The organism is Arsukibacterium sp. UBA3155 (genome assembly GCA_002364615.1).
In the GTDB taxonomy this organism is placed as follows: Bacteria; Pseudomonadota; Gammaproteobacteria; order Enterobacterales; family Alteromonadaceae; genus Alishewanella.
Genome location: DEYP01000026.1, coordinates 13,981 through 38,488 on the forward strand (window position 1 = coordinate 13,981; position 24,508 = coordinate 38,488).

General features: G+C 50.4%; 21 protein-coding genes. 10 read left to right on the top strand and 11 right to left on the bottom strand.

Annotated elements, in window-relative coordinates; translation table 11 throughout:
• Window positions 1–38 precede the first annotated feature (38 nt).
• Window positions 39–1,400 carry a M24 family metallopeptidase gene (locus tag B2X65_RS13990; protein ID WP_290613558.1) on the bottom strand — a complete coding sequence of 454 codons (1,362 nt, stop codon included), beginning with the start codon at window positions 1,398–1,400 and terminating at the stop codon, window positions 39–41.
• Window positions 1,401–1,547: 147 nt separating this feature from the next.
• On the opposite strand from B2X65_RS13990, the gene B2X65_RS13995 reads away from it, so the two are divergent.
• Entirely contained in the window at window positions 1,548–2,873 is a 1,326-nt protein-coding gene (locus B2X65_RS13995; RefSeq protein WP_290613559.1) for a metallophosphoesterase, read from the top strand.
• On the opposite strand, the gene B2X65_RS14000 is transcribed toward B2X65_RS13995, so the two are convergent.
• Window positions 2,870–4,288 carry a diguanylate cyclase domain-containing protein gene (locus tag B2X65_RS14000; RefSeq protein WP_290613560.1) on the bottom strand — a complete coding sequence of 473 codons (1,419 nt, stop codon included), beginning with the start codon at window positions 4,286–4,288 and terminating at the stop codon, window positions 2,870–2,872. The genes B2X65_RS13995 and B2X65_RS14000 overlap by 4 nt on opposite strands.
• A gap of 204 nt (window positions 4,289–4,492) precedes the next feature.
• On the opposite strand from B2X65_RS14000, the gene B2X65_RS14005 reads away from it, so the two are divergent.
• The 7 genes from B2X65_RS14005 to B2X65_RS14035 all read left to right on the top strand — a co-directional run bounded on the left by B2X65_RS14005 (window position 4,493) and on the right by B2X65_RS14035 (window position 10,582).
• A complete protein-coding gene (locus B2X65_RS14005; protein WP_290613563.1) occupies window positions 4,493–5,719 on the top strand; it encodes an adenosine deaminase family protein in 1,227 nt (408 codons plus the stop codon).
• Between the two features lie 224 nt (window positions 5,720–5,943).
• Complete coding sequence (locus B2X65_RS14010; protein WP_290613565.1) at window positions 5,944–6,132, top strand: hypothetical protein; 189 nt, start codon at window positions 5,944–5,946, stop codon at window positions 6,130–6,132.
• 127 nt (window positions 6,133–6,259) lie between these two features.
• Window positions 6,260–7,672, top strand: coding sequence for a sensor histidine kinase (locus tag B2X65_RS14015; RefSeq protein ID WP_290613567.1), 1,413 nt, complete (start codon window positions 6,260–6,262; stop codon window positions 7,670–7,672).
• 1 nt (window position 7,673) lies between these two features.
• The gene (locus B2X65_RS14020; RefSeq protein ID WP_290613569.1) at window positions 7,674–8,258 is read left to right on the top strand and encodes a hypothetical protein; all 585 of its coding nucleotides are present in this window, start codon (window positions 7,674–7,676) and stop codon (window positions 8,256–8,258) included.
• Window positions 8,258–9,607 (top strand): sigma 54-interacting transcriptional regulator, encoded by a 1,350-nt coding sequence (locus B2X65_RS14025; protein WP_290613571.1) that lies wholly within the window; start codon window positions 8,258–8,260, stop codon window positions 9,605–9,607. The genes B2X65_RS14020 and B2X65_RS14025 overlap by 1 nt, the downstream gene beginning before the upstream one ends.
• A 48-nt stretch (window positions 9,608–9,655) precedes the next feature.
• On the top strand, window positions 9,656–10,006 hold the full coding sequence (locus B2X65_RS14030; RefSeq protein WP_290613573.1) for a DUF2288 domain-containing protein: 351 nt from the start codon (window positions 9,656–9,658) through the stop codon (window positions 10,004–10,006).
• A gap of 21 nt (window positions 10,007–10,027) precedes the next feature.
• The gene (locus tag B2X65_RS14035) at window positions 10,028–10,582 is read left to right on the top strand and encodes an acyl-CoA thioesterase (protein WP_290613575.1); all 555 of its coding nucleotides are present in this window, start codon (window positions 10,028–10,030) and stop codon (window positions 10,580–10,582) included.
• Between the two features lie 15 nt (window positions 10,583–10,597).
• Here B2X65_RS14035 and B2X65_RS14040 read toward each other — a convergent pair whose 3' ends face one another.
• From B2X65_RS14040 to B2X65_RS14050, 3 genes are all read right to left on the bottom strand, one after another.
• Entirely contained in the window at window positions 10,598–11,641 is a 1,044-nt protein-coding gene (locus tag B2X65_RS14040; protein ID WP_290613577.1) for a cupin-like domain-containing protein, read from the bottom strand.
• A 12-nt stretch (window positions 11,642–11,653) separates the two neighbouring features.
• On the bottom strand, window positions 11,654–13,381 hold the full coding sequence (ggt, locus tag B2X65_RS14045; RefSeq protein ID WP_290613579.1) for a gamma-glutamyltransferase: 1,728 nt from the start codon (window positions 13,379–13,381) through the stop codon (window positions 11,654–11,656).
• Window positions 13,382–13,463: 82 nt separating this feature from the next.
• The gene (locus B2X65_RS14050; RefSeq protein ID WP_290613581.1) at window positions 13,464–13,868 is read right to left on the bottom strand and encodes an acyl-CoA thioesterase; all 405 of its coding nucleotides are present in this window, start codon (window positions 13,866–13,868) and stop codon (window positions 13,464–13,466) included.
• 14 nt (window positions 13,869–13,882) lie between these two features.
• Here B2X65_RS14050 and B2X65_RS14055 point away from each other — a divergent pair, with 14 nt between their 5' ends.
• Window positions 13,883–14,587 (top strand): 2OG-Fe(II) oxygenase, encoded by a 705-nt coding sequence (locus tag B2X65_RS14055; RefSeq protein ID WP_290613583.1) that lies wholly within the window; start codon window positions 13,883–13,885, stop codon window positions 14,585–14,587.
• 47 nt (window positions 14,588–14,634) lie between these two features.
• Here the strand turns inward: B2X65_RS14055 and B2X65_RS14060 are convergent, their stop codons facing one another.
• Together B2X65_RS14060 and B2X65_RS14065 are read right to left on the bottom strand one after the other, a co-directional pair.
• Window positions 14,635–16,713, bottom strand: coding sequence for a TonB-dependent receptor family protein (locus tag B2X65_RS14060; RefSeq protein WP_290613585.1), 2,079 nt, complete (start codon window positions 16,711–16,713; stop codon window positions 14,635–14,637).
• 118 nt (window positions 16,714–16,831) lie between these two features.
• On the bottom strand, window positions 16,832–17,296 hold the full coding sequence (locus tag B2X65_RS14065; protein ID WP_290613587.1) for a GNAT family N-acetyltransferase: 465 nt from the start codon (window positions 17,294–17,296) through the stop codon (window positions 16,832–16,834).
• A 220-nt stretch (window positions 17,297–17,516) separates the two neighbouring features.
• Here B2X65_RS14065 and B2X65_RS14070 point away from each other — a divergent pair, with 220 nt between their 5' ends.
• Window positions 17,517–19,547, top strand: a complete 2,031-nt coding sequence (locus tag B2X65_RS14070) for a PhoX family protein (RefSeq protein WP_290613589.1) — start codon at window positions 17,517–17,519, stop codon at window positions 19,545–19,547.
• A 109-nt stretch (window positions 19,548–19,656) separates the two neighbouring features.
• On the opposite strand, the gene B2X65_RS14075 is transcribed toward B2X65_RS14070, so the two are convergent.
• From B2X65_RS14075 to B2X65_RS14090, 4 genes are all read right to left on the bottom strand, one after another.
• Window positions 19,657–20,178 carry a DUF4442 domain-containing protein gene (locus tag B2X65_RS14075; RefSeq protein WP_290613591.1) on the bottom strand — a complete coding sequence of 174 codons (522 nt, stop codon included), beginning with the start codon at window positions 20,176–20,178 and terminating at the stop codon, window positions 19,657–19,659.
• 84 nt (window positions 20,179–20,262) lie between these two features.
• Window positions 20,263–21,006, bottom strand: a complete 744-nt coding sequence (locus B2X65_RS14080; RefSeq protein WP_290613593.1) for a 3'-5' exonuclease — start codon at window positions 21,004–21,006, stop codon at window positions 20,263–20,265.
• Window positions 21,007–21,013: 7 nt separating this feature from the next.
• Window positions 21,014–22,861, bottom strand: a complete 1,848-nt coding sequence (locus tag B2X65_RS14085; protein WP_290613595.1) for a DUF294 nucleotidyltransferase-like domain-containing protein — start codon at window positions 22,859–22,861, stop codon at window positions 21,014–21,016.
• 12 nt (window positions 22,862–22,873) lie between these two features.
• Window positions 22,874–24,505: a BCCT family transporter gene (locus tag B2X65_RS14090; RefSeq protein WP_290613597.1), complete on the bottom strand. Its 1,632-nt coding sequence runs from the start codon at window positions 24,503–24,505 to the stop codon at window positions 22,874–22,876.
• Window positions 24,506–24,508: the final 3 nt, after the last annotated feature.

A 24,508-nucleotide genomic window follows, 5' to 3' on the forward strand; every position in this document is an offset into this window, starting at 1 on the left:
AAGGGTTGGCCGTTAGATACCGTAACGGTATGAAAAATTTAGCGAATCAGATGCCACTGCGTTTGCCGGCCGGCCAGATAAATAACCTGTCTGCCATCAAAGTAGGCACTTTGCTCCAGCTTAATCTGTACCAGTTGGCTCCACTCTGGCACGGTCTGTTTGATATTGCCTTCAATGGCATAAGCGGTATTGGCATAAAGTGGCCAGTCACCTTGCACCGGCGTATCGCCCTGATTATCCCACATGCCTATGGTTGGCCCCGGCGCATGGCCGACAAAACCCAATGGGTGGGTGTAGGTGCTGCTGTTAATGTCTGCTTTATTAGCGGCGGCAATGGTCGCTGCCAATACTTGATTACCACTGCGGCCGGTCTTAAATTCGCCGGTCAGGATATCCTGCCAGCGGTTGCCGGTAGCCAGCGCTGCTTTTAGGCCTGCAGGGGCATCGGTTTCAGTATTTTTAAGGACGTAAGCCATTTCCTGCGTGTCGGTACACAGTTTCAGATAGCAAATACCAACATCGGTATGCAAAACATCGCCGCGGTGAATAATACCACTGCTGCCGCAGGATGGACTGTCAGCTGCACACGCCATACCGGCACGTTGCAGGCTAACGTAAGGCATAAACCATACCGGTAATTGCAACTGCTCAAAGCGTTCACGCAGGTACCAGGCCACATCATCCGTGCTGGTAACACCGGGAGTAACGACCTTATTGCTAAACGCTTCGGCAATAACCGCGCGGGCTAAACTTACAATTTGCGGATAAATCTCCAGCTCGCTGCGGGTTCGCTGTTCCAGCCAGCGCACCACTAACTGTTCAGCCGATACCAGCCGGCTTTGGTAATCTGCCGGCAGTGCGGCCAGCAGCTGCTGATGCAGGCCGGAAGTTAAGCCATCGGCTACCGCCCAATGTTCAGAGTTATTAATACCAATGCTTTTCGGTTGGCGTTTAACAATTTCAGCAGCCAGCGCCTGCCATTGCTCGGTTAAATTACCGCCCGCCCAGGCCGATGTATAAGGTTCGCCGAGTGGGTAGCGATTCACCGACAGCTTATCAACGCTGCCGTCTTTATTGCGGCTAAACAGCAGCATAGTGGTGCGCCGCGCCGCAAAGGTGGGTTGGGGTACCAAGGTAAAATATACCGGATCTTCAGCATACTCCCGATTAATCACCAGCCACATATCCAGGTCTGAGTCAGCCATCAACTGCGGTAACAGCTGTTCAAGGCGCTCATTGAGGATGCGGTTTTCTGGCTCCACTCGCTGGCGTGGGCTCAGCACCTGATAGTCAGCTGCGCTAATAAGTTGACGGCCTTGGCTGAACGGCGTGGTATTAGCTGACAATGTCGCAGTCAACAGCAAAGTCGTCATCGTGGTTACTAGTGATAATATTTTCATGTTCACCTCTGAGCAGGGATAAGTGTTTATTGTTTTAAGTCAAATAATATTAAAAAGCAATAGCTTAGATCGGAAGGCATTGTTTTTATCGTTGCTTCGATATATAAAGCCTTTTTGTTTATTTTTTGTATATAAAAGCAGGCTTTAATGAAAACATTATTAAAAATATTCGTGGCTACGCTACTGGTGTTGTTGGTGGTCTTATTGGCAATACTGGCAAATGCCACGGTTGAATTAACCAAAGGTGGCGTTTACAGCAAGGTATATTTGCCAATAGTCGTGGGCGAAATAAAGTGGAACGCAGTTGGCAGTGTTCAGGCGAGTGAGCCGGCAATTTCTGGCTTGCAAGGCCCGGTTATTGTTAAAACTGCTTCGAAGTTGCAGGTAACAGCCTGGTGTCAGCATGAACGTATTGTGCAGGAGCTAACGCTTGCTGCCGGCAATGCGCAGCTGGATTGTCAGGGCCGCCAATATCATTATCGGTTCGACGGTGCGCCCCTTAACGTTAAAGCCGATATTGAAACGCCGGCAGCCGTTGCCGTGATTAGCGATCTGGAAGGCAACATCGAATTTTTTGAGCATTGGGCCCGTAACAGCGGTGTAACCGATGGCAATGGTGACTGGCAGTTTGGCAACGGTCAGCTTATTGTCCTTGGTGATGCCGTCGACAGAGGACGTCAGGTGTACGATTTACTATGGCGGTTATATCAGCTGGCGCAGCAGGCTCAGCAACAGGGTGGCCAATTGCTGCTGTTACACGGTAATCATGAGCAATATGTGATGCGTGGCCTGGTTGATCGGGTAGAAACAGAGCATTTTTGGGCAATTGAACAACTTATGCCGTACGAGCAAAGTTTTGCTGCTGATACCGTGTTGGGTGGCTGGCTGCGACAACAACCTATAATTGCCAGAATGGGCAACTATTTGTTTACCCACGGCGGTGTAAGCCCACAAGTACTGGCCAGCGGTTTAACGGTAGCGCAGCTTAATAAGCGCTACCACGACACTTTGCAGCAAACTAATGATCAGGTGAGCGAAGCTGACTATTCGTTGTTTTACGGTAGCAATGGCTTAAGCCAATACCGGGCACTGCTGTCGGATAATCATGACAGGGTATCCGGTGGCGATTGGCCACAGGCGCACCTGCAACAGATATTGGCCCACTTCAATGTGAAAGCACTGGTTATAGGCCATACCCCGGTAGCAAAGCCAACGGCATTGTATGATGGCCGGTTATTGGCGGTAGAGGCAGAGCAAACCAGCAGTGTTTTGATGATACATGACGGCGAGGCAACATTTACCGATATAGGCATGGTAAAAACCCGCTTTAGCGAGCAACAACCACAATATCGCCCGTTTCGCTTGTTGTCGGCTGCCGATTGGCGGGCTCTAACGGCTAATAGACAGCATCTAAACGATTTAAACCATGCCAAAACTTTTTTTAATCGCGATAGAACGACTGACGGCAGTTAGCCGTCAGTCGTTGCGTAAACCAGAAATGGCAGGCCGGCGGCTTTTGCCCGATACATCGCTTGATCGGCCAGCTCAAATAACTGGGCTTGCGACGTGCTGTGTTGGGGGGCCATGGCAATACCAATACTCATATCCAGTTTTACTGTCATTCTGGCAGCATGGCCTGGCTGCAGGGGCAGGCTTTGCGGTTGCTCCGTTACCTGATAAATACGCTCAGCAATGGCGGTTACCTCACCGCCGTGCTGCACATGAGCTAACAATGCAAACTCATCGCCACCCAGCCGGGCAAATAGCTCGTCATCGCGGATGATGTTTTTTAATCGTTGCGCTAAATCGGTTAATACCTGATCGCCAGCAGCATGGCCATGATTATCGTTGACGGCTTTAAAACCGTCTAAATCTATGACAAACAGCGCTAACGCTGCATGACCAGTGTTTTGATTAGCCAGGTTGCTCAGGCCATTGTGTAGTTTTGCTTCAAAATAACGGCGATTTGGTAACCCGGTCAGTGGGTCTAAATTTGCCAACCGTTCCATTTCGAGTAACTTGCCAACCCGCTCAGTAATATCCGTGTTAATTGATATATAGCCGGTATAGCGCTGCTGCTCATCATACAAAGGTTCTGCGTACACATGTACCCAAAAAGGCCTTTTTTGTTTGTTGTAATACAACACGTCCGTATTGACCGGCTGATGCTGCCGAACCAGCTGCTGTACTTTCTGAATGGTAGCAGGATTAGTGTCCGGCCCGGTAAAAAGGGCCATCGGCGTTTTCCCGGAAATCTCCTGCTGAGAGTAACCGCTTAATTTGCTAAAACCGCTATTACACCAAACCATTTCGTTTTTAACGTTGGTGTAGACCACACCATTGGCGGTTTGCTCGGCAATCCAGGCCAGTCTCTGGTTTTCTGCCTGTAATGTTTTCAGGTACAATAGCTGAAATTCATTTTCAACGCTTTTGGCCAAATCAAGCAATAAACCTTGCTCCGCCTCGGTCAGGGTTCTTGGTGCGCTGTCAATTAAGCAGAGGGTGCCTAAGGCATAACCCGCATACGTTCGGATCACCGCACCGGCATAGAAGCGGATAAAAGGCTCCTTTGTTACCAGGGGGTTATCGGCAAAACGCGGGTCCAGCATTGCATCGGGTATAACCAACAGTTCTTGCTCTGAAATAGCATGAGTGCAAAACGATATATCCCGGGCAGTGCCCTCAAGACAGGTACCCAGACGGGCTTTAAAAAACTGAGTTTTTTCATCCACCAGGGTTAGTAGCACGATGTCGGTTTTAAATAATGCTTTACCAAGGCGGACGATACGATCAAAACGTTCGTCGGCTGGAGTATTGATTAGCCCCAACTTATGCAAAGCCGCCACTCGGCTTTCTTCATCCGTAAGTATCGTGTTAGTTTCGATCACGGAATTGCCCCTGTGTGTTCAACTTCAGTATCAACAGATAAACTCTTAGGCGAACTGAAATAACGTATGAACTGAATTAACGTATCCAGTTTAACTATACGCTTGCGCTTAGAAAATAGCCTGAACTTTCTGGCTTTGCAGACAACATTAAGCCGCAACGGCTGATTTGCGATACACTATGTCAATACAAACTAAGGAGTTGCTATGCCACGTTATTCTGCTGATTTTATTAAAGCGATGCCAAAGTCAGATTTACATCTGCATTTGGACGGCAGTCTGCGGCTGGACAGTCTGATTGAGATGGCGAAGCGCACGGACACTAAGTTGCCGTCGCAAAGTATTGACGGCTTGAAACAGCTGGTATTTAAAGATAAATACCAGAATCTGGGCGAATACTTACATTGTTTTCAGTATACCTGTGCCGTGCTGCGCGACCCGGAAAACCTCGAACGGGCGGCGTACGAGCTGGCGGTTGATAACCAGCTGGAGGGCGTAAACTATATTGAAGTGCGTTTTGCGCCGCAGCTGTTAATCGACTTAAGCCGCGGTATCGATTTTGACCAGGTTATGCATGCGGTGAACAATGGTTTAAAGCGGGCAAAAGAAGAATATAACCGCACCGAAGCTGTGCTTAGCGGCAATAAACCTCCTTTTGGCTATGGCATTATTAATTGTGCAATGCGGATGTTTGGCGATAAAGGCTTCTCGCCTTACTACACTAATCTGTTTCAGCTAATGCGCGACTTTGCGCCGATGGATGTGATTAAACTGGCAGCCATGGAGCTGGTGCGGGCCAGCGTAAGGTTACGTGATGAAAATGACATGCCAATTGTGGGCCTCGACTTAGCAGGACAGGAGTCGGGCTATCCGGCAAGCAAGTTTAAAGAAGTGTACGAATACGCGCATCAGCATTTTATGCTGAAAACCCTGCATGCCGGCGAGGCCTATGGTGCAGAAAGCGTATTTGAGGCCATTACCGAATGCTATGCCGATCGGATTGGTCATGGTTATTCGATGTTTATACCCGAGATGATCCACAGCCCGGAGATTAATGATAAAGCGGCGTATATTCGTAACCTGGCCAGCTATATCGCCGACAAACGGATAGCCATAGAAGTTTGCCTGACCAGTAACCTGCAAACCAACCCGCAGCTTACCGATATTCGGCAGCATCAGTTTAAAGCCATGCTGGATAACCGGATGGCGACCGTGATCTGTACTGACAACCGCCTGGTCTCTAACACGACGGTATGTAACGAATACCAACTGGCGCTCGACAACTTTGACATTCCGCTGAAGCGGTTAAAAGACATGGTAGCGTATGGCTTTAAGAAGAGCTTTTTTCCTGGCAGCTATGTAGAAAAACGCCAGTATGCGAAAAACTGTCTGGATTACTTTGATCGGGTGGCTAAGCAATATGGATTTATTTAATTAAAACAACAAGATGATGGCTTTGTCGCAAAAAGCATACATCTTATATCATTGATTAATAAGCTATAAATATTAAGACGGATAATAGTGTCTCTAATCGCAGACACTATTAATCAAAAGAACAGTTTTTAAAGCCTTAAAATAACATATGGTATTGATATTAAAGTAAAATAAAAAGTTGGCACAACACTTGATACACCTAAGGTAATTACCGGAGGTGTGTTATGGATTTATTCTTAGTATTTATCACGATGTTTCTGGTTGCCAACATGATGCTAGTGGTGACAATGTTACGTCGGGTCGATTTAAACAACCCCAGTGTTCAAGCCTGGGAAGCGCAAAATGCGACAGCAGTGTTGCAGCCTGCCGCAGCCGTAACTTATACACCAGCTTACGTGCCCGAAGCGCAGTAAGCCCACCGACATTCCCATGAGTTCAGCTTCTTGCTGAATGCTTGTTCAGGCCAGCCCTCCTTACTGGCCTGTTTTTTTTAGTTAAACAGGTTATGCTAACGCTAACTTTTTCTGAGTTTAACTGCCTATGCGCTTTCCTTTGCAAACCGCTTCACTGCGTCAACTGGTTATTCTGAGCTTTTTGCTGGCTATGATCCCGGTCGGGGTGCTGATGTGGCAAAGCCATAAAGCCTTGTCAGGCTTAAGCCGGTTTGCGACAAGCGAGGCGGAACGTGCCGTAATCAGTGTGCGCCGGGCGGAAAATATGCAAAACCTGGTGGTAGATATTGAACGGGCGGTGCGCCAGTATGCGGTAGTGAAAACCGACGCACTGGCCCGGGTAGCGCAAAGCCATATCAGCAATCAGCAGGCCAGTCTCAGCGAGCTATGCAACGATTTACCGGAACTCAGTGATTGCCTGCAACAGCAGACAGAATTACAGCAGTTAGCCGCTCAATTTACACAGCTTAGCGGCCCCCCGCTGGAACAGCAGTTGCAGCAGATCAGGTTACGGCAACAACGGATTAGCCAGCAGATATGGGACTTGCTGGAACAGCGGTTGCAGAACCAACAGCAGCTGGTACAAGATGCGCAGCAGCGTCAGGCCTGGCAAACGGTAGCATTGGTGTTGCTAACCTTGTTGTTAGTGCTGTGGGCATCGGGCCGGGTGGCTGCACCGGTGCAAAAATTGGATAAAATGATCCGGGCCATTGGTCAGCAGCAAAATTTCCCTGACGGTAAGCTCGAAGGGCCCCGCGAATTGTCTGAGCTGGGTGAGCAATTGCGCTGGCTTAGTTCACGCCTGCAGCAACTGGAAGCACTGCGGCTTATTTTGCTGCGCCATGCATCCCATGAATTAAAAACGCCGTTATCCAGTATTCGGGAAGGCTGCGCGCTACTTACTGAACAATTATTAGGTCCATTAAACCCCCAACAACTGGAAGTTGTTATGCTGCTTAATGGCAGCGCCGACCGCTTAAGTCAGTTAACCGAGCAGTTACTGGATTACAACCGGTTGTTGCAGCAAGCGAAACCCGAATTAAGCCGTCAGGTGCCACAGCAGCTGCTGCAAACCTGCTTTGCCGACCACGCTTTATCGTTGCAGCAGCGTCAGCAACAAATCAAGCTGGATTGTCAGCTCAGCAGTATTTATACCGACGACACGTTATTCCGGCGCATTCTGGATAACCTGATCAATAATGCGCAGGCTTATGGTGCAGAAAGTAGTCCGGTTTGGGTTAAACTTTATAAAAAAGACGATATGCTGGTGCTGGATGTGGCCAATAATGGTGCGCCTATTCCTACCGCGTTGCGAGAAAAACTATTTGAACCCTTTCAGCGCGGTACGACCCCAAGGTTTGATGCGGTTCAGGGCTCAGGCCTTGGCTTGTCCATTGTGGCTGACTGTGCCCGTCTGCTGGGTGGCCATGCTGATATTGTTGATGTGGTCTATGCGGATGTATGTATCAGAGTGCGCTTACCACTGTTAGAGGAAAAGTAACATGAGAATTATGCTGATAATACTGCTGGCAACGCTGTCAGGCTGCCAGCTGTTAAACCAGCAGTTGCCTGCAACAGAACCCGAAGCAGAGCCGGAAATAACCGAACAACCCGCCTTACCGCCACCTAGCGAGCCAAATAGCGAGGTTGTGCTAAGCCTGAGTGATGATGCTGCGACATTACAAGCCTGGGTTTATTATCGTGCCGGTATATTGCAAAACCTGGCAGCATGGCGCGAGGCGTTAGCGGATTTACCCGAACCCGACCAGGTACAAATACTGCAGCGGATTATGGTGCTGCTGCATCCCGACATCCCTTATTTAACCCGGCTGCGGGTGCAAATGCAGTTAGCGGAGCAAATTGCCATATTGCCCCCGGGGCTGGCGGCGCTTTTTAGCTGGGATTTAACCTTGAATCAGAAATTACTGGAAACGGAGTCGGCAGTCAGTGCCCTGACCCGACTCAATGCCCAGCAGCATGATAATATTGAGCGGCTGCAAAAAAAGAACAAAGATTTGCAGAAAAAAATTGATGCGCTTACCCAGATTGAAGCGCAACTTAATCAAAGTATCAACGGGGGAATATAGTGGCCGACCCTAAACCGCGTTTATTGTTGGTTGATGACGACCCAAGCTTATTGCGGCTGCTGACCTTAAGGCTGGAAGGTGAGGGTTATCAGGTAGTAAATGCTGATTGCGCAGAAACAGCGTTGACTATTCTTAACAAACAGAGCTTTGATGTGGTGCTAAGCGATTTACGGATGCCTGGCCTTGATGGCATGAGTCTTTTCGATGAAATTGCAAAACGTTACAAGGGCCTACCGGTAGTACTGATGACTGCCCATGGTTCTATCCCGGAAGCGGTAGCGGCTACGCAGCGTGGCGTATTCGGGTTCTTAACCAAGCCACTTAACAATGTTGAGCTGCGCGATATCTTACAGCAGGCAGTGCATCAATCGGTGCCCGAACAGGCCGACTGGCGCGAGGAAATCGTCAGCCGCAGCCCGCTAATGTCAGCGTTGCTGGAGCAAGCCTATCGGGTGGCACAGCGCGATGTCAGCATACTGATTACCGGTGCCAGTGGCACTGGTAAAGAGTTGCTGGCCAAAGCGATACATAAAGCCAGCCCCCGGGCCAAGCAGCATTTTGTGGCAATAAACTGTGGCGCCCTGCCAGAGCATCTGCTGGAATCTGAATTGTTTGGTCATAGCAAAGGTGCTTTCACCGGCGCGGTGTCAGAGCATGGCGGGCTATTTCGCGAGGCCGACGGCGGTACGCTGTTTTTAGATGAAATAGGCGATATGCCGGTGGCCTTGCAGGTAAAATTGTTGCGCGCCTTGCAGGAGCGGCAGATCCGGCCGGTAGGCAGCAGTAAAAGTATTCCGATAAATGTCAGGGTACTGTCGGCTACTCATCGTGATTTACAACAGGCAATGGCAGAGGGGAGTTTCCGGGAAGACTTATACTACCGGTTAAATGTGGTAAACCTGCAATTGCCTGGCCTGGAGCAACGACCGGAAGATATTCCGTTGCTGGCGCGTCATGTTTTGGCGCAAAGCGCCGAGCGACATAATGTTAAAGTCACGCGGTTTGCTGACGATGCATTGCAAACCCTGGCGACAGCCAAATGGCCTGGCAATGTCAGGCAGTTGGTTAATGTGGTGGAGCAGTGTGTTGCACTGACCCATAGCCCGGTGATTGGCCAGAGCCTGGTAGAGCAGGCGTTGTCGCAAAACAGCAGCTACTGGCCGACGTTGACGGATGCACGCGACCAGTTTGAACGCCAATATTTAGTTCGGGTGCTGAAAATGACTGAGGGCAATGTCACCCGCGCTGCGGAACTAGCAGGACGCAATCGTACCGACTTTTATAAATTATTAAAAAAACACGATCTCAGTGCGGCTCAGGTCGCTGCCGAAGACGAAGAGCTGGAGTAAGGCCACCGCCTGTTTTACACTTAGCACTTTTTGACAGAGGATACGGTAATGAGTGCCATAACGCCCCCCGATGCCCAGCTGGCAGAAGATGCCGAAAACCCGGAGCTGCGCAAAGCGAAAATTATCAGTGAAACGGCCAGGATCCACTGGCCACAATTGCAGAAATTTTATGCCGCAGGCTCGGTAGTGACGGTCGGTGCTGAACATGACCTGGTAAACGTGGCGTTTGCCTTTAGTGCCGACGATAAAGCGCAGGTAGCAGACTGGCTGGCACAGGGCACAGTAGAGCGGACAACCGAGCAGCAGGCGCAGCAATGGTTCGATAATAATACTGAGCTGTGGGCTGTGGTCATTTCGCCATGGGTTCTGGTACAGGACAAACCTGTGCAGGTTAATTAATAAGAAGACGTGGGGCTGGCTATGGCAACGTATAAAACGATCGAGAGTTCAGAAATTACCTTATCGCAACTGATGCTGCCGTCACATTCTAATTTCAGCGGTAAAATTCATGGTGGTTATTTACTGTCGCTGATGGATCAGATTGCGTTTGCCAGTGCCTCAAAATTCAGCGGCAGTTATTGTGTGACTGCCTCGGTCGACCGGGTCGACTTCTTAAATCCGATTGAAGTGGGTGAATTAGTCACCTTAAAAGCATCGGTCAATTTTGTCGGTACTACCTCAATGATGGTAGGGATCCGGGTCGACGCGCAGAATATTCAAACGGGCATTATCAAGCACTGCAACTCATCATATTTTACGATGATCGCGAAAGATGAAAGCGGTTCGACCTTGCCGGTGCCAAGATTGCGTTTAATCAGTCGGGAACAGGTAATGCGCTACTTAAAAGCGGCCGAGCGGATTAGCGCGCGTAAACAGCGGATTGCCAGTGAGCCTTTCAACGGTGACCTGGCCGCAGCGCTGGCTTTTATGGCCAGCGACCACGCTGACGTTGACGTTAAGGGACTGAGTACTTAAGTCATGACGGCCAGCTTAACGGTTTAACTGCGCTGCCAGCCATTGGTGCAGACCTTGCGCCAGTTGTGGTGTCAGCTTACCTTGCACCCCTCTGGCCTCTGCAGGAATATGGGCCAATGGATCTGCCGGATTAAATAAATAATGCTGTAACATGCTTTGCCAGGCTGCTCGCTCACCCAAAGGCATATGATTGAACGCCTGTATCGCATGCAATAGCATCGGCAAGGGCAGGGCGCTGGCAACATAGGCATTGCTCCACCAGTAATTGACCAGCACATTAAAATCACTGAGCGAGGTGACGCTATGCCACCATGGACTTGGGATATAAATGGCATCGCCTGCATCTAATTCAACCGATAAGCCGGCCTGATAGGCATTAGCGTAAAGCGGATGCGCTTGTAAATCAGGTTGTTGCAAATTAACCATACTTATTGGCTGGCCAGCAGGGGTGAGATCGAGCGGCCCAATATATAAATTGGCTACCTGCTCTGGCGGGAACAGGGTAAAACGCCGTTTGCCTGCTGCTACCACGGCAATGTTGCTCGCTTCGTCAAAATGGGCCGGCACGGTTACCCGGGTACCCAACCAGATAAAGGGCTTGGGGCTTGGGTCCAGCAGAGGGTTGTTTAATTCAGGTAATAAGGCGCTGAAGTTATCTGCCACCGGGACACACTGCACACAGTAATGCGGGCTGCCGGCAGCGCTACTTTTTAGCATGGTATCAATAGCCGTGTTAAGCGGTTGCTGACTGGCACTGAAGTTCATGCCATTTATGGCATTGTTGTAGAACAGCCGACCGCTGGTTTGGGCAGGCAGGCTGACCAGCTTTTGTGGCTTATTGTTACTTCGCGCCGTCAGATAGGCCGCGGCCTCTGGTAGCGCTTGCTTGGCCGCTTGCACCAGCGGCCAATGCGCTGCAAAACCCCGCAGCACCACCGGCCGGTAGTGATTGGTCACCTTTTCGGCAAAGTTGGCCGCTGTTACGCCGCTGACTTCGGTCGGCGGCGGTAAATTTTCCAGCGCATATTGCTGAAGACTGTCCGGTTGGTTAGTGCCCATTTATTTCCTGCGTTAGTAACCGGCTGCCTGGCCATCTTTGCGTGACTCTGATGCGCCAATATAGGTGCCGTTTTCGTGATCTTTCATAATGGCCTGATAGCCACCATAACCGCCCAAGCCGTAGCGCACCTCGTGGCCTTTTAGCATCAAATCACGCACTGTACTGTAAGGTACACCACGTTCTACTTCAATATAACCACCATTGGTCAGATATGTATCCTGGCCGTCGGTAGGTTCGGTATTGCCCAAATGCTGCCAGCGCGCCGCGTCACCGGCTTCCTGCAGGTTCATACCGTAATCAACCATATTGATCAGAATTTGCACATGCCCCTGTGGTTGCATGGCGCCGCCCATTACGCCGTAGCTGACCAACGGCTTGCCGTCTTTGGTAATAAAGGCCGGGATAATAGTATTAAACGGTCTTTTGCCGGGTTGGTAAACGTTAGCGTGGTTTTTATCCATCGAGAACAACTGGCCGCGGTCCTGAAACACAAAGCCAAGACCAGGCACAACCACACCAGAACCCATACCACGGTAGTTGCTTTGAATTAACGACACCATATTGCCGTCTTTATCGGCAGTGGTCATGTAAATGGTGTCGCCTTCATATAAATGTGGATTACCAGCGTCAACGCGCTTTGCCGCCCGTTCGCCAATCAGTTTCGCCCGTTCGCTGCCATACTCTGCAGAGATTAAGCCCTGCAGCGGTGTTTTATGAAAATCCTGATCGGCATAAAACTTAGCGCGGTCTTCAAACGCCAGTTTCTTTGCTTCAACCAGGGTATGAATACTTTGTGGAGTATTAAACCCCATGGCTTTTAAATCGAAATTTTTCAGAATTTGCAGCATTTGCAAGGCGGCGATGCCCTGGCCGTTTGGCGGCAGTTCCCACAGGGTATACCCTTTGTAATCAACCCCTACCGGTTCTACCCAGGTAGAACGATGGTTAGCGAAATCGGCAAAGCGCAGATAACCGCCGTTGGCTCGCATAAAGCGGTCAATTTGTACCGCGATCTCACCGTTATAAAAGGCGTCACGGCCGTCTTTGGCCAGGGCTTTGTAGGTATTGGCCAGCGCCGGGTTTTTAAAAATCTGGCCTTTAACCGGTGCCTTACCATTAATGGTAAAAGTGCCCTTAAAATCACCCGGCTGCGGGCTGAGTAACGGCACTGACCGGTTCCAGTAATAGGCGATAAGCTCGGTTACCGGAAAGCCCTGTTCGGCATAGTTTATAGCCGGTTGCAGAATGCTGGCCATCTTTAGTTTGCCGAATTTTTTATGTAGCTCAAACCAGCCATCCACCGCACCCGGCACGCTGATTGGCAGCATACCATGTGGTGGTAAGTCGGTGCGGCCAAGCTGTTCCAGCTCATGGGCCAGCATGTCATAACTTAAACTCAGTGGCGAGCGACCAGAGGCATTTAACCCATGCAGTTTACCCGTTTTAGCATCCCAGACTATGGCATATAAATCACCACCAATACCATTACCGGTGGGCTCCATTAAACCGAGCGCGGCGTTTGCAGCTATGGCAGCATCAATAGCGTTGCCGCCATTTTTCATGGTGTCCAGGGCAATCTGGGTAGCCAGCGGGTGGCTGGTGGCGGCCATCGCGTGCTGTGCAATCACTTCTGAGCGGCTTGCGAAGTCATGGCCTGTTACCCTGTCATAAGCGTTGGCAGCAAGGCTGGCCAGCAAAGTAGCACTGGCCAGCAAGCTAACAGATAGGCGTAATTTCATAATAGTTACCTTTGTTATAGTTAGTCGCACGCTATCCCCGGTTGGCATCAATTGCCAGCAGCTTTCGACCAATGACATCTGGTTAACGGTCAGCTGGCTCGAACAAATGCTCAGAAAGCGCAGTTTTCTGTTGCGCCGTTAAGGGGCGGGCTTGCTGCTGCTGATAATCAAACTGTACCATTACCGTGGTGCCGGTGGCGCATTTAATGCCGTTTTGCCACGCTTGCTGATACACATCAAATGAGCTACCGCCAAGGCGGCTGATAAAGGTACGAATTTCTACTGGCTCACCATACTGAGTTTGGGCATGATAGTCGATAGTGACCCTCGCAATGATTAATGGCCATTGTTTCAGATTAAGCTCTGGGGTAAAAATACGAAAAAGCGCCGTACGGGCCCCTTCAAACCACACGGCAAAAACAGTGTTATTAATATGCCCCAGGGCGTCGGTTTCAGAAAAGCGGGGCTGGACAATTTCACTAAACATAACCAGGAATTCTCATGACAGATTTTATAGAGGTTTACGATAATGCGTTAAGCCCGGACTTTTGCCAACAGCTAATCACGCTTTTTGACAATAGCCCGCACGTGGTGGCAGGACGCACTGGCGCCGGGGTAGATACCAGTAAAAAAGTCAGTACCGATTTGTATTTAAATCAGCATCCGGAGTATCAGCCGGCTTTACAACACATTGTCGATGTTACCAGCCGTTATGCCGCTGAATACTTTGCCAAGTATCATTTTGCCTTAATAGCACCGGTTGGCTTAACCGTAAGCCATCCAAAAACCGGCCAGCCGCTGGCGATTACTCATGAAAACTACGCTGAATTTGGCGCCCCTAAAGCCAGTGATTTTATGCGAACCTTATACCGGTTGGGTCCGATACAAGCTCAGAAGTACCAGGCAGGCAAGGGCAATTATAATTACTGGCACTGTGAGGTGTATCCGCAGTTACCTGACAATGAGCCACTGCACCGTACTCTGTTATTTATGTTTTATTTAAATGATGTGGCAGAAGGCGGCCAGACTGAGTTTTACTATCAGAATAAAGCCATTAGCCCGAAAACCGGCCGAATGGTTATTGCGCCAGCCTATTTTACCCATACCCACCGCGGCTGCACGCCGGTTTCCAATGATAAGTACATTTTAACCAGCTGGATTTTATTTAACCGTGCTGAACAGCTATATGGACCACCGCAACGTTGACATAAAAAAGCCTCTGCAATGCAGAGGCTTTCAGTTAAACCTTTGGGTTAGAAACTATAGCTTACACCCAGTTCGAATGAGCGCTCCGGGCCAACATAAATACCCTGACGCAGGCCAGTGATATAACGTTTATCGGTCAGGTTTTTCACTGCGCCAAATAGCTTCACGTTTTCCGCCAGATTATACTGTGCGGTTAAATCCAGCACAGTGTAAGAGGGCATTAAGCCGCCCCAGATCCCGCCGGCAGCATCAGTAGGAATGGCTTCCAGGTTGGTTGGATCACCAAATTGCTCGCCGCGGTGATGAGCACTTATCGCTGCACTTAACTGCTCAATCTGGTAGTTAAGAGCCAGATTGGCAAGAATTTTCGGAGCATACGGCAGACGGTTACCCTGGTTTTCTCCTGATTTGAACTCCGAGGTGGGTACCCAGGTAGCATTACTGTCGATGCTGAAACCGCCGCCAAGCTGATAGCCCAGTAAAAACTCCATACCAACATGCTCTGTTGCACCGGCATTAGACTGCGATAAATTCGGGTCGCTGTTACCGGTAACAACCTGATTGCTGAAATCCATGGCAAAGGCCGCCACTTCATAGTTTATGGCGCCCTGTTTTCCGCGCAGGCCCAGTTCATAGTTGGTAGAGCGTTCACCGTCCAGCTGCTGATCGGTAAGGCCGTCCAGCGCCACGCCATTTGAGGCAGGTGAGAAAGCCCGGTATACACCACCATATAGCTGGGCAGCGTCATTCAGGTTGTAAGTGAAGCCGACACCAGGTAAAAACTCGGTATTACTGGTACTGGCTGTCGCATTGTCATCAGATAACACCAGACGGGTTTGCTCGTACGATTCAATCCGCAGTCCAGGGGTGACGGCCAGCTTTTCACTCAGCTCAATCCGGCTTTGCGCATACGCGGCCACGCTGTCAGCGGAATCAATAATATGGCGGTCATTTAAGCCGGTGCGATCGCTACTGCGCACTGCCCGAATACGGGTGTCGTTGGCTTCTTCCTGCATAAAGCGCAGGCCAAATTCGCTATTCGCCAGCATACCCAGCACATTGTGATCGACGTTTAAGCGGGTTTCGATGCCTACCCGGTCAAAGGAGCGGTTGTTGCCGGTTAGGGCGTCGGTGTAAACCCAGCGGCCAGCATCGTTAGAGGCTGCGGTATCGACATTGTAACGCCAGTAATCACGGCTCATTTCGCTCCAGTACAGCAAGGTTTTTAAGGTTGCCTGGTTGGATAGAGTCCATTCGTGGTTAATATCGAACGCGGTACGGTCGGTCAGGAAATAGTCATCGGGTGCCGGGTTATAGTCGGCGCCGGCCTGATAATCCGCCAGCAATAAGCCGCGATAAGAAATATTGGCGTCATTTTCATAACGCGACACTTTTATACCCAGCTTTTGATCATTGCTGAAAATAACCCCGGCCTTAGCCATTACATCGGTCATTTCATAGTCTTTATCCATAAAGCCATCGCTACTGGCGTGAGTAGCCACAATGCCGGCAAAGGCATCGCCTGACGTACTCTTGCCGCCCGCCTCAACGCTCACTTCCTGCATATTGAAGGAGCCAGCGCGGCCGGTGACTGTTACGCCATCATCCGGTGTTTTGGTCTGATAGTTCACCACGCCACCAATGGTAGACGGGCCATAGCGTAAGGACGCAGAGCCCTTTAATACTTCGACTTGCTCTACCCGCTGGATCCGCGGGTTAAAATAACGATCATTGCCAACAAATAATCCTGGCGCTACCGGCACACCGTCTTCCAGCATTAATGATTTTGATTCGCTGGCAGACAAGCCGCGCATACCAAAATTTGCGACGATGGCGGTTTCTTCTTCACTTTTAATGTTGATACCAGGAATGCGGCGCAGAATGTCTTCAGTAGATAACGGCTGAATTTGTTCGATTTGCTGGCGATCGATAACGACCACAGTACCGGTTTGCTCCAGTAATACCGAATCAGCATTACCTACCACCCGGATAACTTCCAGTGCAGGCATAATTTTCTTTTGCTCAACACTGTTTTGGGTAACTGGCGCTTGTTGCTGGGCAACGGTGCTTAATGATGCTGACGCCAGTGCAATAGCTAATGATAACCGGGACATTTTAATGCGCATAACCACTCCATTGAAAACTGAGAATTGAAAACGGCGCAATTAAAACACATATAATAATGCGAATCAATCTCATTTATCTTGCGGTTAGGTTATTTTCCTGGTTAATCTCCTGCAACAGCTACTGCGGTTGTGGTAACCGTTTAATCATTTTTAAATGCGGAATATCATCTTCCAGATAGGGTTCACTGGCGCTTTCAAAGCCCGATTCCTGGTAAAACTGCTGTAAGTAGCACTGAGCAGAGATATGAATATCCATATCCGGCCAGTATTGCTTTGTCACTTCCAGGGTTTTGTCCATTAACACCCGACCCAGACCAAGCCTGCGTGCCGTTTGTGACACACACACCCGGCCAATACCAGGAAAGCCCGCAAAACTGACGTCCGGAGCCAGTACCCGTGAGTAGGCGATAACTTTGTCACCCTTCTTTAAAATAATATGGCGGGTTTGCGGGTGCAGATCCTTATCATCCAGTTCCGGATAAGGGCAATTTTGTTCTACCACGAATACATCCACCCGCAACTGCAACATAGAGTACAGTGTTAAGGTGTCCAGATCGGCAAAAGTCTGTACTTGCCATTGCATACACTAAGTTCCCTTATTTACTGCGCTAACGCATTGTTAAAGAACTATATCAGAGGCCACCCTTGCTACGCCAGTAGCCTACGGCAAACAACATGGCCGGAGACTAAGTAATTATCACAAAAATGCTATTTTACTGTAACGGTTTTGCCATTTTCTGCCGGTTAAATAGAGCGGCCTAATCATCCGTACTAATCATCCGTACTAAGCCGGAGCAATAATAATGACCGCCAGTAAAAGCAACCAGAATGAAATGTCCATCAGTATCGATAATTCGGGTGTCGACCCGCAAACCAATTTTTCGTTAAACCCTACCTTTGCCGCGATAGCCGATAGCCGAATGGCCCGGCGTAACTTTATCAAAGGCAGCATGGGTGCTGCGATGGCAGCTTTTCTTGGCGGCACGCTCGCTGGCTGCAGCAGCAGTGACGATGAAACTTCAACGGTAACACCAACGGTTCCCCCCGTTGCCACTGCTCCGCTTTTAGGGTTTGCTGCTATTGCTACAAACAGAGCCGATACCATAACCGTGCCAGCGGGATACACGGCCAGAACCTTCCTGCCGTGGGGTACCCCGCTTAGTGGCAGTTACCCCGCCTATCTGGCCGATGGCAGCAACACAGGTAGCGAGCAGGAGCAACAGGTTGGCATGCACCACGACGGCATGCATTTTTTTCCTATCGACAGCAGGACCAGTGCTTCGAGCTCAGAAGAAGGCCTGCTGGTGTTTAACCACGAATATATCGATAATAACCTGATCCACACCAACGGTATTACCACGGTGCCGCGGCTGGCTGACGAAGTGCGAAAAGAAGTCGCAGCTCATGGTGTTACGGTGGCCCATATCCAAAAACAAGCCGATGGCAGTTGGGCGCTGGTCAATAACAGCCCTTTTAATCGCCGGATTACTGGCGCCACGCCAATGGAGCTGGCAGGGCCGGTGCGCGGCAGCGCGAAAGTGGTCACTAAATACAGCCCGGATGGCCATCGCACCCGCGGCACCTTAAACAACTGCGGTAACGGCTACACACCCTGGGGCACTTATTTAACCTGCGAAGAAAACTGGGCGGGTTATTTTGTCAACACCGATGCCGAGCAACCACGTGAACACCGGCGCTACGGCGTACCGGCAAGTAATGGCCGATACTTATGGGAAACCGCCACCCCTGCCGCAGACCAGTATCAACGCTTTAACGCCAGTACCCTGGCGGCAGATGCCAGTGCGGATTATCGTAACGAACCAAACACCTTTGGCTGGATTGTCGAAATTGACCCGTTTAACCCCGATAGCGTGCCGCAAAAACGTACTGCACTGGGACGCTTTGGTCACGAAGGCATTATTTTCGGTAAGCTGGAAGAGGGAAAACCGTTGGTGTTTTATTCCGGTGATGATTCACGTTTTGAATATATTTATAAATTTGTCTCGTCAGCCCCTTATTTTCAGAACACGGCCGGTGGCCATTTACTGAACGAAGGTACCTTGTACGTTGCGCGCTTTAACGATGATGGTAGCGGTGAATGGTTGCCGCTGGACCTTAATAACCCCGATTTTGCTGCGAAAGCTGCTACTGCAGGGGTGGTTTTTGCTGATCAGGCTGATGTAATGATTAATACCAGATTAGCGGCTGATATTGCCGGCGCCACCAAGATGGACCGGCCGGAATGGGGCGCAGTGCATCCTGAAACCGGTGAAGTGTATTTTACCCTGACCAACAATACCGCACGCACCGAGCAACAAATCGATGCGGCTAACCCTCGTGCGGCAAACGCCGCCGGCCATATTATTCGCTGGCAGGAGCGCAACACCCAGGAAGCCACGGCCTTTGACTGGGATATTTTTCTGCTGGCGGGTGATGTCGGTACCGCAACACCTGACAGTGAGCTGACCTTAACCGCAGACAACCACCTGGCCAGCCCAGATGGGTTATGGTTTGATAAAAACGGCTTGCTCTGGATCCAGACCGATATGAGTGGCAGTCAGCAAGGTGAGGGCCCGTTTGGTAACAACCAAATGTTGGTGGCCGATCCGGTTACCCGCCAGATAAAACGGTTTTTAGTGGGGCCAACCGATTGTGAAGTCACCGGTATTAGCGCCACCCCGGATATGAAAACGCTGTTTGTGAATATTCAGCACCCGGGCGATCGCTCAGCACCCGATAATTTTACCAGCAACTGGCCAGATGGCGGCACTAGCCGGCCACGCTCGGCTACCGTTATTATCACCAAGGACGACGGTGGTGTAATTGGCAGTTAATTAGCCGGGCGCACAGTAAAAAGCCGGTAGTTTACACTGCCGGCTGTTGTATTTGCTGGTTGAACATGTTCACCAGCACTGTCGATAACCTTTTAGCAGCCGGATTTACTCAGCGCTTTTTCGGGATCCAGGCCCAGGTCATTTTGGCGTTTACCGGTGCTACGCCGGCGCTATCCGTTATGGTTACCGCTACTGTGACTTCACCTTTATCTTCGTTATGCATCGCGGTAATTTGCTCTGTTGTAAGGGTGGCTATCGCCGTTAAATCGCCGGTGGAGCGTTTTATATAGTCAATTTGCATTTGTTTTAGCAGCGGCAGCTTGCTGTCGGGCAGATGAATGCCGACTAAAAAGCCGGTGGCCGATTCAGCCAGCAAGCCAGTAGCGGCGGCATGGACAGAACCGATATGGTTTTGCGCCTTTTTGCGGTTTTTTAAGCGCAGCACTGAGCGCTCGCCCTTAAGTTCTAACACTTCGACCCCGGCAGTACCGGCGAATTTAATTACCCGGCCAAATACCGTGCTTAAGGCAAAAGCCTGCAGTGCTTTGGGCAACTGATAACATTTCTTGACGATGCGTTGCAGTTTGTTAGGTTTACTTGTCGCGGGCATTGCAGAATCGGCTTGGCTCATGGTGGTCTGACCTGATGGCTGTTTTTGTTACTATGCCTTTGGCAAAGCCGATTTGCAAGCGGCCACTACTCACAGCTCAAATCGCTAACACCATAGCTCACTAACCGGGGTATCGGGGCTGAAGCGATGACAAATTTGTGCCTGCAATAATTCTGCACTGGCAATGGCATCAGTTACTGCATGATGTGGCCGGTATGGCGGCAGATTGTAGCGGTTGCGGCTGGCATCAAGCCGGATTGAAACCTGCTGCCGTTTGCGTATTTTATCCCACCAGCTGAGCGGTTTTGTCCGGTACAGGCGGGCTTCCAGCTCAAGCGTATCAATCACTGGAAATAAGATACTTTCACCTAGCCGGACCTTAACACTGGCAGAAAGAAAATCGCGTTCTATTTGCCGGTAATGTACCACAGCAACCTTGCCGGCCAGCAGCGGCAAGAGTTCAGGCAGCACGGCGGTTAAATCCGGAGCACTTTTTACTTCTGAGTGGGTGATCCGGTGCACGGTAACAGAGTTATCGCTAAGCTGAAAACGGGGTTTAAGTAGCCATTGCTGTGCTTTTGAGCTGAAAATGCAATGCAGGTTAAAGGGCACTAAGCCGATACTGACGATACCGTTGTTATCAGCGCTAAGGCCAGTGGTTTCAAAATCAATAGCGACCAGTGGTACCTGACTGATTGGCGTGTGGGCCGCCACCATGCCAGTGCCATAAAATTGTTGCAGTAACGGGTGTTTAGCCCCGGCTGCCTGTTGCTGGTAATACTGCTGCCAGTCGGTGCTACTGGCAGCGCGCGTGCTATCGCCTTGTTGGTTGGGGCCCAGATAAAGCATCGTTTGTTCAGGCCTTTAAATGAAACTTCATAAACTTCTGGGCGTTACTCAGCACCTGAAAGGCTTCTTTTAAATGCTTACGCTCAAATTCTGACAGTTGCTCTGGCAGCACATTGTTATCCGGCTCTGTTCCCTGGCGCAGCGCCGCCGCCTGATGGCGAATGCGGGTCATGGCGATAACCTCAAAGGCATCACGCAGGTCTTCGGCCCGGCCTTTGGGCATAATTTCTGCGGCGGTAATGTCCTGTAGCCGGCTGTAAGAATTACTTTCTGTTGAGCCGATAGCCAGTGCATGCACTCTGATTAAATCGACAAAGGGCGCCGTACCCCGCCTTTTAATATTTAAGCTGTTGTTTTGCTTGCCGTCCTGCTCCATCACAAAGTCTTTAAAAAAACCCAGTGGTGGCGTGCGGTTAAGCGCATTGCGGGCCATACTGGCCAGAAAAAGTGTTTTTTTACGGGCCAGATTACTGACTAATCGTTGCAGTTGTTCGGCCCACTGCGTCTGGCCCCAGACACCATCAATATCAAAAAAAATCGAGCTTTGCAGCAACCGTTCTGCAGTTGGCTGCTCTATCCAGCTTTGGAAATACTGCTGCCATACTTTTAACGGTTGGCGCCACTCTTTATTGGTGGCCATAACCTTGCCTGTGCAGTAGGTATAGCCGCAGGCCGCCAAACCATCAGAAACAAAACGTGCCAGTTTTTCAAAGTAGCTATCGTGCTCTGCCGGATCATAGCGGTTGTCCAGTACCAGCGCGTTGTCCTGATCGGTCAGTACCAATTGCTCATCACGGGCCATCGATCCCAATGCTAAAAAGCAGTAGGGCACCGGCGGGGGCCCCAGCTGTGCTTCAGCCAGTTCCAACAGCCGCTGTTTAAAGCTGCGGCCAATAGCCGCCATGGCGCTGCCAATCATCTGCGAATTGGCATCTTCATTTACCATCCGTACAAAACAGGCATGCACGTCGGGCACCAGCAGCTGCAACTCTGCAATCGTTTGCTTTCGAAAAATGCGGCTGACCACGTACAGGCTGTTTTGTGATTCGAAACGGATAATATCGGAAATGGCGATCACGCCAACCGCTTTCTGCTGTTTAACTACCGGTAAATGGTGCAGGTTATGGCGCAGCATCAGCATCATTGCTTCAAAAATATACTGCTGTTGTTCAATGGTAACGGGGTTAGCCGACATGATATCGGTAACGGGCGTTTCAGATTTCAAACCCGGCGCCACCAAACGGGCACGGATGTCTTTGTCGGTAATAATGCCGGTAAGATGCTGCTCTTTATCAAGGATCAGCAAGGATGAAACGCTTTGTTCTGTCATCAGCTGCGCGGCCTGCCAGACGTTAGCGTCGGAGCCTATCGACACGGGCTCCCGGCTTAACAGTGTGCCGACCGTCGCACCGAGCAAATCAGCGCGCGCCTGACTGCTGGCTTTACTGGTTTTACGCCGCTCACTATCGCCAACCTGGACATAGTCAGCAAAAAACTCATTTTCATCAAACAACTGCTGGAACACGTTATCCGGGATAAAGTAAATCAGGGTGTCTTCTAACGCGGTAGCCGGGAAACGGACCTTGCCACCACGCAACAAGCCCTGCTCAGCAAAAATACCCCCCTCACTTAGCCGGTTGTATAAGTCACCATTACGGCGGAACGTTTCCACTGCGCCACTTCGCACCAGATGCAGCGCGTGCAGCGGCTCGTTAAAACGCAGAATGTCACTGCCTGCCTTGAAATAGCCGATATCAATACTTAATGCCACTTGTTGTATTTGGTCAGCCGGCAGTTCCTGAAACGGCGAATGCCGTTTCAGGAACTCCAGTATTTCAATCTGCTCTATTTCCACAGGCGGGCCTGCTTAGTTGCCGCGTGGTTCAGACATCAGGCCTTTTACCACGGCAATGCAGGACGCTAACAGCACCAGGGTAAACGGAAAGCCGGTTGACACCGCCATGGCTTGTAACGCCACCAGACCACCACCCAAAATTAAGGCGATGGCGACCAGGCCCTCGAAGGTACACCAGAACACCCGTTGCGGGGTTGGCGCATCTACTTTACCGCCGGCAGCAATGGTATCGATAACCAGGGAACCCGAGTCAGATGAAGTAACAAAAAACACCACCACCAGAATAATGGCAATAAACGACGTGATGCCAGCCAGGGGCAGCGCATCCAGCATGCTAAATAGCTGCAATGGCAGGGCCGCTTCAACAGCAGCCATATAACCGTCTTGCACTACCTGGCTAATGGCGGTACCGCCAAAAACGGTCATCCACAGCACACAGGCCAGTGATGGAATAAGCAGTACTGATACTAAAAACTCTCGCACCGTGCGACCGCGAGACACCCGGGCGATAAACATACCAACAAAAGGCGACCAGCTAATCCACCAGGCCCAGTAAAAGGCGGTCCAGCCCTGGGAAAAGTTAGCATCTTCCCGGCCGACCGGATTAGCCAGTTCCGGTAAATATTGGAAATAAGCGCCTAAATTGCTGACGAAGCCGGTTAGAATGGCTAACGTTGGGCCAACAATGATAACAAACAGCAACAGCAAGGCTGCCAGCGTCATATTAATTTCTGATAATCGTTTTACCCCGGCTTCCAAGCCCGCTAGTACAGATACCAGCGCGATCATGGTAATACCAATAACTAGTAGCACCTCAGTTGTTATGCCTTGCGGCCAGTTAAACAGATAGTTCAAGCCAGCACTTGCCTGAGAGGCACCCAGGCCTAAGGATGTTGCCAGGCCAAACAAAGTGGCAAATACCGCCAGAATGTCAATAATGTGCCCTGGCCAGCCCCAGACCCGCTCGCCGAGCAGGGGGTAAAACACTGAGCGAATAGTCAGCGGCAAACCTTTATTAAACGAAAATAATGCCAGACCTAACGCCAGAATGGCGTAGATGGCCCAGGGGTGCAGCGCCCAGTGGTAAATAGTGGCTGCCATGCCAAGCCGCTCAGCCGCCAGTGCATCACCGGCAGCACCGGCCAGGGGCGCCCAGTCGGTGCGCACGCCATCTTCCATCGTAGTTCCGGCCATGGCGCTGTTAAAATGCGATAGCGGCTCGGACACACCATAAAACATCAGGCCGATACCCATCCCTGCAGCAAACAGCATCGAAAACCAGCCAATGTAGCTAAAATCAGGGGTGGCTTCTGTGCCCCCTAACCGCACCTTCCCCAGCGGTGAAATAATTAAGCCCAGACACAACAGCACAAAAATATTAGCGGCGCTGATAAAAAACCAGTCGAGATTACTGGTAAGCCAGGCGCGCATATCGCTGAACAGGCTTGCTGCCTGCACATGAAAAATCAGCGTAAGCAGCACAAAAGCAACAATAGTCAGCCCGGAGATCAGGAACACCCGGTTGTGAATATCCAGACCAAAGGGTCCCAGCTTTACTACGATATTGTCCTGGCCTACCTGATAATCGGTATTAATCGGATTAACTTTGCCATCTGGGATCATCGGATCCTTTTCAGTTGTCATTAT